The sequence below is a fragment of the Pseudomonas sp. ADAK2 TE3594 genome, from assembly GCF_053628675.1.
This window is the reverse complement of record NZ_JBRJGV010000001.1, coordinates 2,127,102-2,142,024: the sequence shown is the minus strand read 5'-3', so window position 1 is coordinate 2,142,024 and position 14,923 is coordinate 2,127,102. Positions and strand designations below refer to the sequence as shown.

The following is a 14,923-nucleotide window of genomic DNA, read 5'->3' as shown; positions in this document are numbered from 1 at the left end:
TGGCCTTTTCGCGGGCAAGCCTCGCTCCTACGGTTAAGTGTCGTTCACAATTTTTGTAATCAACACAAAACCTGTAGGAGCGAGGCTTGCCCGCGAATGGACCCAACGCGGTCTAGATGGGGACGGTCATTGCTTTTTATGCTGCTCAACCCACAGCGCATACCCATCGATGAATTTTTGCAGAAACGGCCTGACCGACTCCGACAGCTTGCCTGCCTCGTCGAACGCTGAACCAGCGCCACCCAGGTAGGCTTCCGGTTGCTGCATGCACGGCACATTGAGAAACACCATGGACTGGCGCACGTTGTGGTTGGCGCCAAATCCGCCGACGGCGCCTGGTGAAACGCTGATCACCGCACCCGCCTTGCCGCTCCAGGCGCTCTTGCCGTAGGGGCGCGACCCCACGTCGATCGCATTCTTCAATGGCGCCGGCACCGAACGGTTATATTCCGGGGTCACGAACAGCACCGCGTCGGATGAGCTCACTTGTTGTCGGAAAGTGCTGTAGGCTGCCGGCGGTGACTCGCCATCGATGTCTTCGTTGTAGAGCGGCAAATCGCCGATTTCGACGATATTCAGCTTAAGATTGGCGGGCGCCAGTTCGGCCAGCGCCAGCGCGACCTTGCGGTTGATCGACGCTTTTCTCAGGCTGCCGACCAGAACGGCGATCTCGTAGACGTTGCTCATGGAAGATTCTCGACTGTCCGATGGGAAGAGCTTCTAGTTATAGATGATCAAATGACGATTCAACCAGTGGGCGACGGAAAAACGCCGCCCCTGACTATTTTTTTCCTGTAGGAAAACTTACCTCGCCCAACCACGGTCTACAGAACCGCAAATTGAGTGATTTATCTCCAGAGGTTCTAAGCAGATGGCAGCAGTACTCGTCGGTCAGTTCCATGCAAGAGACGCGGAAGGCCGCGTTTATTCCGTGCATGAGTTCCAGGAATCCACCCCGTCGCACGACGGCCTCGCCGGCTCGGTGCCTGTCACCACCTACAAACTGGCCATTGGCGACCGGCTCAACAAACTCGACGACAACGAATTTGTGCTGGTGCAATCAGGTGTCACCCTCACTCGCGAACCTGAAACGAACGTCGCTTCATAACCCGCTGTTATGAGCAGAAGTCATATGCGCGCACTTGAGTTAGGATTCAGTCACTGACTCCCTCACCTGCTGAACATGGACTTCACGCATGCGTTTACGTCATATCGAAGTGATTCAGGCGCTCCTGCAGACCGGTCACCTGGGCACCGCCGCCGAATGGCTGCAGCTACCGGTGGCCGAGGTTGAACGCACCCTGCGTGACGCCGAGGATCAGTTGGGTTTCATGCTGTTTGCCAGCGTGCGTGGTCGCCTGCAAGCCACGCGCGAGGCGCGGGAGCTGCAGGTCGAGATCGCCCACGTCTACGAAGCCCTCGAACCGGTCCAGCGCCTGGCCAGCAGTCTCAAGCAATATTTGGCCCCACCCCTGCGAATCATCTGCACCCCACCTTTGGCGCAACAACTGTTGCCCCACAGCATCGCGGCCCTGCGCCGGCGCCTCCCCGACGCACCTTGCACCCTCCTGAGCCAGCCGACCCGCGAGATTGTCAGAAGCCTGCTGCTGCGTGAAAGCGATCTGGGCCTGAGCCTGCATGACCCGGACCACGCCGACATCCATTGCCAGGTCATCGCTCAAGGCAAGCTCCAGTTGCTGGCGCCCCATGGCTGGCTGCAACCGAAACAGAAGTACATCTCGCTGCAAGACCTGGCCGGCCAGTCGATGGTCGGCCTGGAAGGTCACGATCCGTTAAGCCCGGCACTGGACAACAAGCTGCATGCGCTGCGCCCTGCCCCGGTCATCCAGACCCGGGTCCAGACTCATCAGATGATGCGCAGCATGGTCGAGGCCGGCGAAGGCCTGGCGATCGTCGACCCGTTTACCGCCCTCGGCGCCAAATCGGCCGGGCTCGATGCCTGCCCGCTGGCGCCTGCCGTACCGATCAGCGTGTATGCCTTGAGCCTGAAGAGCGCCGAGCCATCACCGGCCGCTCAGGCATTGCTGGACATCATCACGGAACAAGCCGTGGCGATGCTGGCGAGCTGAGCGGGTTTTCCAGCTGATTATCGAACAGGCGATACCAGAACAACGCCACTTCGGCGGTGTTCGGATCGATTCCGCGGTAGCGCAGATGATCGATCCCGCCGACCGTGTAACCGCAACGCTCATAGAGTCGGCAGGCCCCCAGATTGTTGTTCTGGGTTTCCAGCATGATGCCGGGCAGCTTCTTCTTGCGACTCCAGAACTGCGCCACGTCCAGCAGCGCCTTGGCCACGCCATGACGGCGCGCCGGTGCATGCACCGCCAATTCATCGATATGGGCGAAACCGTTCCAGTTGGTGCTGACCACCAAGTGCCCCACCGGTTCGTCATCCAGGTAGGCCATGAAAATCGCGCTGTCAGCGGCATCGCGAAAACTGCTGAATTCCTCGGGATCGATGCCGTAACACTTGCGATACGGGGTGATTGGCGTCACCGGCCACTGCGCCACCGGCTTACCGATTTGCGCGGCACCATAGGCGGCGACTTCAAAACTGAAATCACTGCCCCAGATATAAGCCGCAAAACCCTCATCGGCGACACGCACCGAGAGGCCTGGGTATTTGGGATTCATGACGGGTTGCATAGTCGCAAAGGTCCTCATTCCTTGATGCAATCGACGGTGTAGTGCCGTCCATTGCCCTCGTCTTCGTGTTGCAAGCCATGCACATCGGCGACAAACCCGGGGAAGCTACTGTCGAACGTACGGGCAAACTTCAAGTAATCGATGATCGAACGGGTCGACTCGGTGAACCGCTCGCCGGGCATGATCAACGGGATCCCCGGCGGGTATGGCACCAGCATCACCGCTGCGATCCGCCCGTCCAGAGCATCGATCGAAACAGCCTCAACCTCCCCGCGTACCAATTGATCATAGGCGTCCGCCGGCTTCATCGCGACTTCCGGCAATACGGTGTACATGCGCTTGAGGTGTTTGGCCGTGGCGTTGCTGCGATAACAGGCGTGCAATTGATCACACAGATCGCGCAAACCCATGCCTTGATAACGGGCAACATTGTGTTGCGCCACGCACGGCAGGCAGGTGGCCAGGCTGACATTGGCGTCGTAACTGCGCTTGAACTCCAGTAGCTCGGTCAGCAGCGTGCTCCATTTGCCCTTGGTGATGCCCATGGAGAACAGCACCAGGAACGAATACAGCCCGGTCTTTTCCACGACCAGCCCACGTTCCCAGAGGAACTTGCTGACCACCGCCGCCGGAATCCCCCGCGCACTCAGGGCACCGCCCGCCGTCAAACCCGGCATCACCAGCGTGACCTTGATCGGATCGAGCAGCACGTAGTCGTCGGTCACGCCGCCAAAGCCGTGCCAATCGGCGTCGGGTTGCAGCAACCAGTCTTCGGTGACCACCTGCTCGATATCTTCGGCCGAGGGTGGTTGCCAGATGGAAAACCACCAGTCATCGGCGGCGATATGCTGGCGCAGATTGGCCAGGGCCCGGCGAAAACTCAGGGCCTCGTCGAACATTTCCTGCAACAGCGAACGACCGGCCGGCCCTTCCATCATCGCCGACGCCACGTCCAGCGAGGCGATGATGCTGTACTGCGGCGAGGTCGAGATGTGCATCATGAATGCTTCGTTGAAACGGTCGCGATCCAACTGCCGCGCACCGCCGTCCTGAACGTGAATCATCGACGCCTGGCTGAACGCCGCCAGCAATTTGTGCGTGGAGTGCGTAGTGAACACCAACGGGCTGTCTTCGCTGCGGGAAGTGCCCATGCCGTAACGGCCGGCGAAGAACTCGTGGAACGCCGCGTAGGCGTACCACGCCTCGTCGAAATGCAGCACTTCGACGCTATTGCCCAGGCTCTGCTTGATCAGCTCGGCGTTGTAACACAGGCCGTCGTAAGTCGAGTTGGTCACCACCGCCAACTTGACCTTGGGTTCGCGGCCCTGGGTCAGCGGGCTCGCATCAATCTTGGCCTGGATCGATTCACGGCTGAACTCACTGAGCGGAATCGGGCCGATGATCCCCAGCTCATTGCGCTCCGGGCACAGGTACAGCGGAATCGCACCGGTCATGATGATCGAGTGCAGCACCGACTTGTGGCAATTGCGATCCACCAGCACCAGGTCATCGCGAGCCACCATGGAATGCCAGACGATCTTGTTGGCGGTCGAGGTGCCATTGATCACGAAAAAGGTGTGATCGGCGCCGAAATTGCGCGCCGCGCGCGCTTCCGCCTCGGCCAGCGGGCCGGTGTGATCGAGCAGCGAACCGAGTTCCGGTACCGACACTGACAAATCCGAACGCAGGGTGTTTTCCCCGAAAAACTGGTGAAACGCCTGCCCCACCGGGCTCTTGTGATACGCCACGCCACCGCCATGGCCGGGCGTGTGCCAGGAATAATTGGAGTCGGCGGTGTGCTGCACCAGCGCCTTGAAGAACGGCGGTAACAGACCGTCCAGATATTTGCGCGCCGCGCGGGCAACCTGACGGGCGAGGAAGGGCACGGTGTCTTCGAACAAATAAAGAATGCCGCGCAGCTGATTGAGCTCCGCCATGGCATCGGCCGGGGCATTTTCCAGGGTCACCTGCTCGCCCAGGGCAAAGATCGGCAGATCCGGCGCCCGAACCCGTGCCAGGCGGATCAGTTCGGCCATGTTATGTAGAAGATGAGCATGGGTGCTGGCGTCTTCGGCGGCAATCAACATGCAAGAGAGGCCGTGATGAGTCGAGGCGACCAGACGCCCTTCGTTGTAATCGACCGCCGAGACGATGCTGAAGCCTTCCTGCTCCAGTTCCCGGGCGATGCCACGCACACGATCACCGGCAACGGTGTCGGCTTTGATGTCGCGGTGGACGATCAGGACCGGGAATTTCAAATCTTTATACATGGGGCTCGGTGTCCTGAGGCGGCAGACCATGGCCTGCCAATAACCTCAGGGTAGAGGGTTGAAGCGCATGTGGCGAGCGGGATGCCCTGAAGTGGGTCGGCGGGCGCACCAGCATGTGGCCAGCAAACCCATTGTTCAGAAAGTTTACCTGTGGCGAGGGGGCTTGCCCCCGTTCGGCTGCGCAGCAGTTGTAAACCTGCCAATGCGGTGAATCTGACAAAAGCCGGGGCCGCTTCGCGCCCCAACGGGGGCAAGCCCCCTCGCCACAGACAAGCCCCCCCTAACCGCAGGAAAGCTCCCTCGCTACAAAAGCCCTTCCGCTCGAAGGGGCTCAGGCCTGAGCCTTGGCCTCGGCCAGTTGCTGCCAAAGCGACGGAGCGCCAGCGGATTTTGCGATGGCTTCAAGACGTGCAACGTGTTGGGCCAGATCTTCTTCACTCGCACGGATGATCCGGGCCGGCTGACGATCGGCCGGCAGCCGACGGATTTCGGTGGCGGAGTTATCCGCGCCCTCACCTGAACCATTGCCATCGGACGCGTTGCCGGCCAGCGACAGGCTGGTCTGGCCGCCGGTCATGGTCAGGTAAACGTCGGCGAGAATCTCGGAGTCGAGCAAGGCGCCGTGCAGCTCACGGCCGGAGTTGTCGACGCCATAGCGTTTGCACAAGGCGTCGAGGCTGTTGCGCTGCCCCGGGTGACGCTCCCGGGCCATCATCAGGGTGTCGAGGATCGAGCAGTGTTGCGTGATGTCCGCGCGGTCGTGGTGGCCCATCAGGGCGAATTCGTTGTTGATGAAGCCAACGTCGAACGCCGCGTTATGGATGATCAGCTGCGCACCCTTGATGAACTCGAAGAACTCATCGGCCACTTCAGTGAAACGCGGCTTGCCCACCAGGAATTCGTTAGTGATGCCGTGGACGCCGATGGCGCCTTCATCACTCTCGCGATCCGGTTGCAGGTAAACGTGGAAATGCCGGCCGGTCAGTCGCCGACCAATCAACTCGACACAACCGATTTCGATAATCCGGTGGCCGTCGGTCACCGGCATGCCGGTGGTTTCGGTATCGAGTACAACGGATCTGGTGGCCATCAGTGCTCAGCTCTCAACGGGTCAATCGTGCAAAAGCGGCGATGTTAACACGCTCGCCGGGGTCTTTCAGGTACACCGTGTTACCCCCATCGCGAGCAGGCTCGCTCCCACTGATCGTTCCCACGCTCTGCGTGGGAATGCCTCAAGGGACGCTCCGCGTTCCAATGGGACGCAGAGCGTCCCGGGCTGCATTCCCACGCGGAGCGTGGGAATGATCAGGGTCTAGGCCTGCTTGTACCCACGCACTTCATCAACGCCACGGTTGGCCAGTTGGTCGGCTCGTTCGTTGCCATGATGGCCGATGTGCCCGCGCACCCATTTCCAGGTGACGTTGTGGCGGTTGACCTGTTCGTCGAGCAGCTTCCACAGATCGGCGTTTTTCACCGGCTCCTTGGCCGCGGTTTTCCAGCCGCGTTTCTTCCAGTTGGCCATCCACTCGTTGATGCCTTTCATCACGTACTGGGAGTCGGTCACCAGCAACACGTCGCAGGAGCGCTTGAGCTCTTCCAGGCCACGGATCGCACCCATCAATTCCATGCGGTTGTTGGTGGTGTTGGCTTCGCCGCCCCAGAGTTCTTTTTCAACGCCCTTGCATACCAACAACGCACCCCAGCCGCCCGGGCCAGGGTTGCCCTTACAGGCGCCATCGGTGAAGAGTTCTACGCTATCGCTCATGCCAATCTATCCAGAAAATGCGGTGGCTCGCCGATCGGTGACCGACGATGCCCGAGGCCGGGGCGAACCCGGCCGGGAAAATAAAATGTGTATTACGGTTCGAGGTGGCGACGGTTGACCTTGGCCATCGGCAACGGAATCAACTTGCCCATCGGTTCGCGCCGCTCCTGGCGCACCGGCCGCAGGCCCACCACGATCTTGCGCGCGACCAATAAATAGAAGCCACCACCGGACAATTGCCAGTCACCCGCCTTGCGTTCCCAACCGGCCAGACGGGCTTGCCAGGCAGGCGACGCAAGGGGCGGACGATAGCACCCGAAGCGGCGTTTCTCCAGCGCGAAACCCAGCAGGTTCAGCCAGTCGGCGACTCGCGATGGCGAAATGCAGCGGGCCTTGCGCAAGGCGTCGTGGGCGAACACACGACGCAGCCCCCAGCTGCTCCAGGGGTTGATCCCGACAATCAGCAGATGCCCGCCAGGGCGCACGCTGCTCGCCGCTTCGCGCAGCAGACCGTGGGGCGACAGGCAAAAATCCAGCCCATGCTGCAACACCACCACATCGGCGGCGTGCTCGCTCAAAGGCCAGGCCTGCTCTTCGCAAACAATCTCGACCCCCGGCAACGGCGCGCCGAGGCGCACATTGCGCTGGACCTGCGGCGCCGACGGCGGTGTCTGCGCCGAGGGGCCGTAATGCACCAGGTAGCCGCCGAAGAAGCGCCCCAACTCGTCTTCGAGCATGCGTCGTTCTTCGTCCAGCAGAAATTGCCCGATGGGCCCGGACAGCCATTCACGGGCTGCGCTGATCAATGTCAGCCACTCAGGATCGGCCTGAGCGAACGCTTTATCGGTCATTGCATTCTCCAACGCGCCAGGAAGTTCTAAGATGCGCCAATGTTTTCCGCTTGGCGAATCCGACGATGATACAGATCAGTGCCCTGCCCGCCTTCACCGACAACTACATCTGGTTGTTACAAGACCACAGCACCCAGCGCTGCGCCGTGGTCGATCCGGGCGATGCCGCGCCAGTGCAGGCCTGGCTCGCGGCGCACCCAGGTTGGGTGTTAAGCGACATTTTGATCACTCATCACCATCATGACCATGTCGGCGGCGTCGAGCGGCTGAAAAAAGCGACAGACGCGACAGTCTACGGCCCGGCCAGTGAAAGCATCCCGGCGCGGGACGTGGCGCTCAAGGACAACGACCGCATCAGCGTGCTGGGCTGGGACTTCGACGTCATCCAAGTGCCGGGCCATACCCTCGGACACATTGCCTTTTATCACCAGGGCCATTTGTTTTGCGGCGACACCCTGTTCGCCGCCGGTTGCGGACGCCTGTTCGAAGGCACGCCGGAGCAAATGCATCACTCGCTGAGCCGCCTCGCCGCGCTGCCCGAAGACACGCTGGTCTACTGCACTCACGAATACACTTTGAGCAACCTGAAGTTTGCCGCAGCGGTCGAACCGGGCAATCCGGACACCGCCGCACGTCTGGAAAAAGTCACTGCACAACGTGAAGCCGGAATCATGACGCTGCCCTCTACTCTGGCGCTTGAAAAGCTTACCAACCCGTTTTTGCGCGTCGACGAAACATCCGTTAAAGAAAAAGTGGACGAACGGAATGGAACCCAAAACCGGGCTCCGAGTGCGGTTTTTGCTGCTCTACGTGCCTGGAAAGATAAGTTCTAAGTAGCCATCACGTTGGTACAAAAATTCTGAATGGTTGACCGCAGGGGGTACGCTTTCTAGAATCGCCCGACATTTTTGCCCGGAACTTACTTCCAGCCAATGTCGTCACCTATTCGTAAAGCCATCAGTTCAGACGCATTGACCCGCTTGGCTCAAGCCATCGCGGTGGCTGTGTCCGCCACTTTGGCGGGCTGCTCGAGCCATGTGCCGCAGACCGAAGCGACACACACTCCGAATATTGCCGCTCGAGCCAAGCAGAAACCTATCTGGCTCAGCGAAAAACCAACACCACAAATTCCACAGGACGTCTGGGAGCGCATGCGCCAAGGCTTCCAGTTGCAGGACAATCTGGGTGTCAACCCGCGCATCGAGCAACAGCGCCTGTGGTTCGCCAGTAACCCGTCCTTCCTCGAAAATGCCGGCGAACGCGGCAGCCTCTACATTCACTACATCGTCGAACGCCTTGAAGAACGCAACATGCCGCTGGAACTGGCGCTGTTGCCGGTGATTGAAAGCGCCTACAACCCGATGGCCTATTCCCGGGCCGACGCGGTGGGTCTTTGGCAATTCATTCCATCCACCGGGCGTTACTTCAATCTGCGTCAAACCCGTTTCTATGATGGCCGTCGCGATATCACCGCCTCGACCACCGCGGCCATGGATTACCTGACCCGCCTGCACGACATGTTCAACGGCGACTGGCTGCTGGCCCTGGCGGCCTACAACGCCGGCGAAGGCACGGTCAGCCGGGCCATCGAGCGCAACGAACGACTCGGCCTGCCGACCGACTACTGGAACCTGCCGCTGCCAGCGGAAACCCAGGCCTATGTGCCGAAACTGCTGGCCCTGTCGCAAGTGGTCCTGGCGCCCGACGCCTATGGCGTGAACCTCAACCCGATCGCCAACGAACCGTACTTCCAGGTCGTCGAAATCAACCAGCGCATGGACCTGTCCAAGGTTGCCGCCGTCGCCAACATCGACGAAGACGAACTGTTCCAGCTCAACCCGGCCTTCAAGCAGCGCACTACCATCGACGGCCCCCAGCATCTGCTGGTGCCAACGTCCAAGGCGCAACTGCTGACCGCCAGCCTGTCGACCATGCGCCCTGAAGAGTTGATCAGCCAGCGATCGTTCAAGCCGGTGTTCGAAGGCGCAGACGACAGCGAAATCGCCAGCCTCAAGCGCGCCTATCGGGTCAAACGCGGCGACAATCTGGGCACCATCGCCAAGGCCAACAAGGTCGAGGTCAAAGACCTGCAACGCTGGAACAAGCTGAACGGCAAAGACCTCAAGGTCGGCCAGACCCTGGTGATGCAAGACACCACCAAGCGCAAATCCGGACGCGTCAACACCGTGGTCGCGGCGAACAGCAAGACCAACGGCAAGGTAACCAACAAGACGCAACAGACCCAGTACAAGGTCAAGCAAGGCGACTCGCTGTACATGGTCGCCAAACGCTTCAACGTTGAAATGCAGCACCTCAAGCGCTGGAACCCTCGGGTTGGCCAGGCGCTGAAGCCGGGGCAGATGCTGACGGTTGCTTCGCCGCATTAAGATTGATGTGATGCCGAAAAGATCGCAGCCTTCGGCAGCTCCTACAGATAATGCGTACATCCAATCAATCGCGGATGTACATGATCGGTGTAGGAGCTGCCGCAGGCTGCGATCTTTTTTTTCGACCTGCCTCCGCATTAAGCCCGCATTAACCCCCCGTCTTTTTCCTGTCGATACAAGCTGTTACTGTACGGCCCACAAAGCCCAAGCCGCCTGGATCGGATCTCTGACTTGAAGCGTCCCCTCCTCCTGCTCCTGATCAGCCTGGCCTTGAGCTCCCCCGCAAGCGCGACGATCAGCGAAAGCCATGGTTATGCGCAGTTCGGCACGCTCAAGTACCCGGCCAGATTTACCCACTTCGACTGGGTCAACCCGCAAGCGCCCAAGGGCGGTACGTTGCGGGTGATGGCGTTTGGCACCTTCGATACGCTCAACCCTTACACATTCAAAGGTTCGAGCCCGGTTTCCACCGCCAACTTCCTGCAATACGGCATCAACGAGCTCAATGAACCGTTGATGGTCGGCACCGGCCAATACGCGCCCTCCGGCGATGAGCCGACGTCCAGTTATGGCCTGATTGCCCAATCGGTGGAATACAGCGAGGACCGCAGCTGGGTGGTGTTCAACCTGCGGCCCGAAGCGCGTTTCCACGATGGCACGCCGATCACCGCTTACGACGTGGCGTTCTCTTACCGTTTGCTGCTCAAGGAAGGTCACCCGCAATACCGCACCAACCTTCAGGAAGTGTCGCGGGTCGACATCCTCAACCCACGGCGCATCCGTTTCGTCTTCAAACGCTCCGGTAATCCGCTGCTGATCCTGCGCCTGGGCGAGTTGCCGGTGTTGCCCCAGCATTACTGGGAAGGTCGCGATTTCAAGGCCACCACCTTCGAGCCGCCATTGGGCAGCGGGCCGTATCGCATCACCTCGGTAACGCCCGGGCGGCAGATCGTCTTCGAACGGGTCAAGGATTACTGGGGCAAAGACCTGCCGGTCAATCGCGGCAAGTACAACGTCGATCGCATGGAAGTCGAGTTCTACCGTGACAGCGACGTGGCTTTCGAAGCGTTCAAGGCCGGTGAGTTCGACATCTACATCGAACACCAGGCGAAGAACTGGGCCAACGGTTACAATTTCCCGGCCGTGCGCCGTGGCGATGTGATCAAGGCGCAAATCGCGCACCAGATCCCGACCCAGAGCCAGGGCCTGTTCATGAACACCCGGCGACCCACTTTCGCCGAGGCCAAGGTCCGCGAAGCGCTGGGGCTGATGTTCGACTTCGAGTGGACCAACCGCACGCTGTTCAGCGGCGCCTACAAGCGCGCCATGAGTTATTACCCCAACAGCGAGTTCTCCGCGACCGGGCTGCCAGTCGGTCATGAGTGGCTGCTGCTCAAGCCCTATCGCGATCAGTTGCCCGCCAAGCTGCTCACCGAGCCGTTCAGCCTGCCGCAGACCGAAGGCCGCGGCATTCCGCGGGAAACCATGCGCAAGGCCCTGGAGCTGCTCGCCGAGGCCGGCTGGAAGCTCAACGGTCAGCGACTGCAGAACACCATCGGCCAACCGTTGCGTTTCGAGATCCTGCTGGTCAACCCGAACCTGGAGCGCATCCTTCAGCCCTACGTCGAGAACCTCGCCAGTATCGGCATCGACGCACGGCTGCGCACGGTTGATCGCGCCCAATACAAACAACGCCTCGATCAGTTCGATTTCGACATGATCCTGATGACCCTCAACCAGACCCTCAGCCCGGGTCTGGAGCAATGGCAGTACTTCCACTCCAGCCAGGTCGGGGTCAAGGGCAGCAAGAATTACGCAGGTATCGCCAACCCGGTGGTCGACCATTTACTCGAACAACTGCTCGCCGCCCAGACCCGTGATGCACAAGTCGCCGCCGGCAAGGCGCTGGACCGGGTGCTGCTGTGGCAGCACTACATCATTCCCAATTGGTACCTCAATTATCACCGCCTGGCCTACCGCAACCGGTTCGCCTTCGTCACTACGCCGCCCTACACCCTGGGCCTGAGCGCGTGGTGGCTGAAATCTTCGGAGAAAGATCAATGAACCCCGTACGCGCCCTGCTCTTGCAGGCCAGCGGTCTGTTGTTCGCCGGGCTGGCCTGCGCCGCCCCGCAACATGCCTTGACCCTGTACAACGAGCCGCCGAAATACCCGGTCGACTTCAAACACTTCGATTACGTAAACCCCGACGCACCCAAGGGCGGGATCTTCCGCCAGGCCGGGTTCGGTGGCTTCGACAGCCTCAACCCGTTCATCAACAAAGGCGTGCCGGCCGACGACATCAGCATGATCTACGACACCCTGGCCAAACAGGGTCTGGATGAGCCGTTTACCGAATATGGCCTGATCGCCGGCAAAATCGAGAAAGCCCCGGACAACAGCTGGGTGCGCTTCTACCTGCGTCCCGAAGCACGCTTCCACGACGGCCACCCGGTGCGTGCCGAAGACGTGGTGTTCAGCTTCCAGACCCTGATCAAGGACGGCGCCCCGCTCTACCGCGGCTATTACAGCGACGTGGAAGAAGTGGTCGCCGAAGACCCGCTCAAAGTGCTGTTCAAGTTCAAGCACAACAACAATCGTGAATTGCCGCTGATCCTCGGCCAGTTGCCGGTGCTGCCCAAGCATTGGTGGGCCACCCGCGACTTCAACAAGGGCAACCTGGAACTGCCGCTCGGCAGCGGCCCGTACAAAGTCAGCGAAGTGAAGGCCGGACGTTCGGTGCGCTATGAGCGGGTCAAGGATTACTGGGGCAAGGACCTGCCAGTCAATCGTGGCTTCTACAACTTCGACGTACTGACCACCGACTACTACCGCGACAACACCGTCGCGCTGGAAGCGCTCAAGGCCGGCCAGTTCGACTACTGGCTGGAAATGGCCGCGAAAAACTGGGCCAAGGCCTACAACATTCCGGCAGTGACCGAAGGTCGGCTGATCAAGGAAGAGATTCCCAACGGCAATCCCACCGGCATGCAAGGCTTCGTGTTCAACCTGCGCCGCCCGGTGTTTCAGGATGTGCGTGTGCGTCAGGCACTGACCCTGTTGCTGGATTTCGAATGGACCAACAAGCAATTGTTCAACGGCGCCTATGCGCGCACCCGCAGTTACTTCGAAAACTCGGAAATGGCCGCCACCGGCCTGCCGGACGCAGATCAACTGGCGATCCTCGACCCGTTCCGCGGCAAGATTCCCGAGCAGGTGTTCAGCGAGGTGTTCCAGAACCCGGTGACCGACGCCAGCGGCATGATCCGCACCCAGCAGCGCAAGGCCTATCAACTGCTGCAAGAGGCGGGCTGGCGGATCGTCGATGACAAGATGGTCGACGCCACCGGCAAACCGGTGACCATCGAATTCCTGCTGGCCCAGACCGAGTTCGAGCGGGTGCTGCTGCCGTTCAAGCGCAACCTCAGCGACCTGGGCATCGACCTGGTGATCCGCCGCGTCGACGTCTCGCAATACATCAACCGCGTGCGCTCCCGGGATTTCGACATGATCGTCGGCAGTTTCCCGCAGTCCAACTCGCCGGGTAACGAACAGCGCGAGTTCTGGATGACTGCCGCTGCCGACAAACCGGGCAGCCGCAACTCCATGGGCCTGAAAGACCCGGTGGTGGATCAACTGGTCGAGCAACTGATCAACGCCGACTCACGCCAAAGCCTGGTGGCCCACGCCAGGGCGCTGGACCGGGTGCTGCAATGGGGTTATTACGTGATCCCCAACTGGCACATCAAGACCTGGCGCGTGGCGTACTGGAGCCACATCGGCCACCCGAAGGTTTCGCCCAAATATGACATCGGCATCAATACCTGGTGGGTCAAGCCCGACGCGACATTGCCGATAGAAGTCGAAACCAAACTGCAAGCCGACCCTGCGGGCATGGAGTAATCAGATGCTGGCGTATATTTTTCGGCGACTGCTGCTGATCATCCCGACCCTGCTCGGCATTTTGCTGATCAACTTCGTGATCATCCAGGCCGCCCCCGGCGGGCCGGTGGAACAGATGATCGCCAAGCTCGAAGGCTTCGAAGGCGCCACCAGCCGCATTGCCGGCGGCGGTGCCGAGGTGTCGGTGGCAGGTTCCGCCTATCGCGGTGCACAGGGCCTGGACCCGGCGCTGGTCAAGGAAATCGAGCACATGTACGGCTTCGACAAATCGGCGCCGGAACGTTTGTGGATCATGATCAAGAACTACGCCACCCTGGATTTCGGCGACAGCTTCTTCCGCGACGCCAAGGTCATCGACCTGATCAAGGAAAAGATGCCGGTGTCGATCTCCCTGGGGCTGTGGAGCACGCTGATCATGTACCTGGTGTCGATCCCGCTGGGGATCGCCAAGGCGACGCGACACGGCAGCCACTTCGACGTCTGGACCAGTTCGGCGATCATCGTCGGCTACGCGATCCCGGCGTTCCTGTTCGCCATCCTGCTGATTGTGGTGTTCGCCGGCGGCAGCTATTTCGACTGGTTTCCGCTACGGGGCCTGACTTCGAACAACTTCGACGAGCTGAGCACCGGCGGCAAGATCCTCGATTACTTCTGGCACCTGGCACTGCCGGTGACCGCATTGGTGATCGGCAACTTCGCGACCATGACGCTGCTGACCAAGAACAGCTTCCTCGATGAAATCAACAAGCAATACGTGGTCACCGCCAAGGCCAAGGGCCTGACCCGCCATCGCGTGCTCTACGGCCATGTGTTTCGCAACGCCATGCTGCTGGTGATCGCCGGTTTCCCTTCGGCGTTCATCGGGATCTTTTTCACCGGCTCTTTGTTGGTGGAAGTGATTTTCTCCCTCGACGGCCTCGGTTTGATGAGTTTCGAAGCGGCGATCAACCGCGACTACCCGATCGTCTTTGGCACGCTGTTCATCTTCACCCTGCTGGGGTTGGTGGTGAAATTGATCGGTGACCTCACCTACACCTTTGTCGACCCGCGCATCGACTTCGAAAGCCGGGAGCATTGA

General features: G+C 60.3%; 13 protein-coding genes. 7 read left to right on the top strand and 6 right to left on the bottom strand.

The annotated features are described in order from the left end of the window. Positions 1-126 precede the first annotated feature (126 nt). Entirely contained in the window at positions 127-687 is a 561-nt protein-coding gene (locus AB7M22_RS09875; protein WP_454186119.1) for an NADPH-dependent FMN reductase, read from the bottom strand. A 184-nt stretch (positions 688-871) separates the two neighbouring features. On the opposite strand from AB7M22_RS09875, the gene AB7M22_RS09870 reads away from it, so the two are divergent. Together AB7M22_RS09870 and AB7M22_RS09865 are read left to right on the top strand one after the other, a co-directional pair. After that, positions 872-1,108 (top strand): hypothetical protein, encoded by a 237-nt coding sequence (locus AB7M22_RS09870; protein WP_052964268.1) that lies wholly within the window; start codon positions 872-874, stop codon positions 1,106-1,108. 88 nt (positions 1,109-1,196) lie between these two features. After that, positions 1,197-2,090 (top strand): LysR family transcriptional regulator, encoded by an 894-nt coding sequence (locus tag AB7M22_RS09865; RefSeq protein WP_454186118.1) that lies wholly within the window; start codon positions 1,197-1,199, stop codon positions 2,088-2,090. Here AB7M22_RS09865 and AB7M22_RS09860 read toward each other — a convergent pair. The 5 genes from AB7M22_RS09860 to AB7M22_RS09840 form a co-directional block, all read right to left on the bottom strand. Then, positions 2,056-2,670: a GNAT family N-acetyltransferase gene (locus tag AB7M22_RS09860; RefSeq protein ID WP_008014549.1), complete on the bottom strand. Its 615-nt coding sequence runs from the start codon at positions 2,668-2,670 to the stop codon at positions 2,056-2,058. The two genes, AB7M22_RS09865 and AB7M22_RS09860, sit on opposite strands and share 35 nt — an antisense overlap. Positions 2,671-2,684: 14 nt before the next feature. After that, a complete protein-coding gene (locus AB7M22_RS09855) occupies positions 2,685-4,940 on the bottom strand; it encodes an Orn/Lys/Arg family decarboxylase (RefSeq protein ID WP_008014548.1) in 2,256 nt (751 codons plus the stop codon). Between the two features lie 331 nt (positions 4,941-5,271). Then, positions 5,272-6,030: a DNA polymerase III subunit epsilon gene (gene dnaQ, locus AB7M22_RS09850; protein ID WP_007906768.1), complete on the bottom strand. Its 759-nt coding sequence runs from the start codon at positions 6,028-6,030 to the stop codon at positions 5,272-5,274. Between the two features lie 222 nt (positions 6,031-6,252). Then, positions 6,253-6,705 carry a ribonuclease HI gene (rnhA, locus tag AB7M22_RS09845; RefSeq protein ID WP_003180633.1) on the bottom strand — a complete coding sequence of 151 codons (453 nt, stop codon included), beginning with the start codon at positions 6,703-6,705 and terminating at the stop codon, positions 6,253-6,255. 92 nt (positions 6,706-6,797) lie between these two features. Then, entirely contained in the window at positions 6,798-7,556 is a 759-nt protein-coding gene (locus AB7M22_RS09840; RefSeq protein WP_007906764.1) for a class I SAM-dependent methyltransferase, read from the bottom strand. Between the two features lie 65 nt (positions 7,557-7,621). On the opposite strand from AB7M22_RS09840, the gene gloB reads away from it, so the two are divergent. From gloB to AB7M22_RS09815, 5 genes are all read left to right on the top strand, one after another. Next, positions 7,622-8,389, top strand: coding sequence for a hydroxyacylglutathione hydrolase (gloB, locus tag AB7M22_RS09835; protein WP_454186117.1), 768 nt, complete (start codon positions 7,622-7,624; stop codon positions 8,387-8,389). 99 nt (positions 8,390-8,488) lie between these two features. Beyond that, positions 8,489-9,943, top strand: coding sequence for a transglycosylase SLT domain-containing protein (locus tag AB7M22_RS09830; RefSeq protein WP_454186116.1), 1,455 nt, complete (start codon positions 8,489-8,491; stop codon positions 9,941-9,943). A 231-nt stretch (positions 9,944-10,174) separates the two neighbouring features. Then, positions 10,175-12,007, top strand: coding sequence for an extracellular solute-binding protein (locus AB7M22_RS09825; RefSeq protein WP_454186115.1), 1,833 nt, complete (start codon positions 10,175-10,177; stop codon positions 12,005-12,007). Then, the gene (locus AB7M22_RS09820; RefSeq protein ID WP_454186114.1) at positions 12,004-13,845 is read left to right on the top strand and encodes an extracellular solute-binding protein; all 1,842 of its coding nucleotides are present in this window, start codon (positions 12,004-12,006) and stop codon (positions 13,843-13,845) included. The genes AB7M22_RS09825 and AB7M22_RS09820 overlap by 4 nt, the downstream gene beginning before the upstream one ends. Before the next feature lie 4 nt (positions 13,846-13,849). Next, the gene (locus tag AB7M22_RS09815) at positions 13,850-14,923 is read left to right on the top strand and encodes a microcin C ABC transporter permease YejB (RefSeq protein WP_008014542.1); all 1,074 of its coding nucleotides are present in this window, start codon (positions 13,850-13,852) and stop codon (positions 14,921-14,923) included.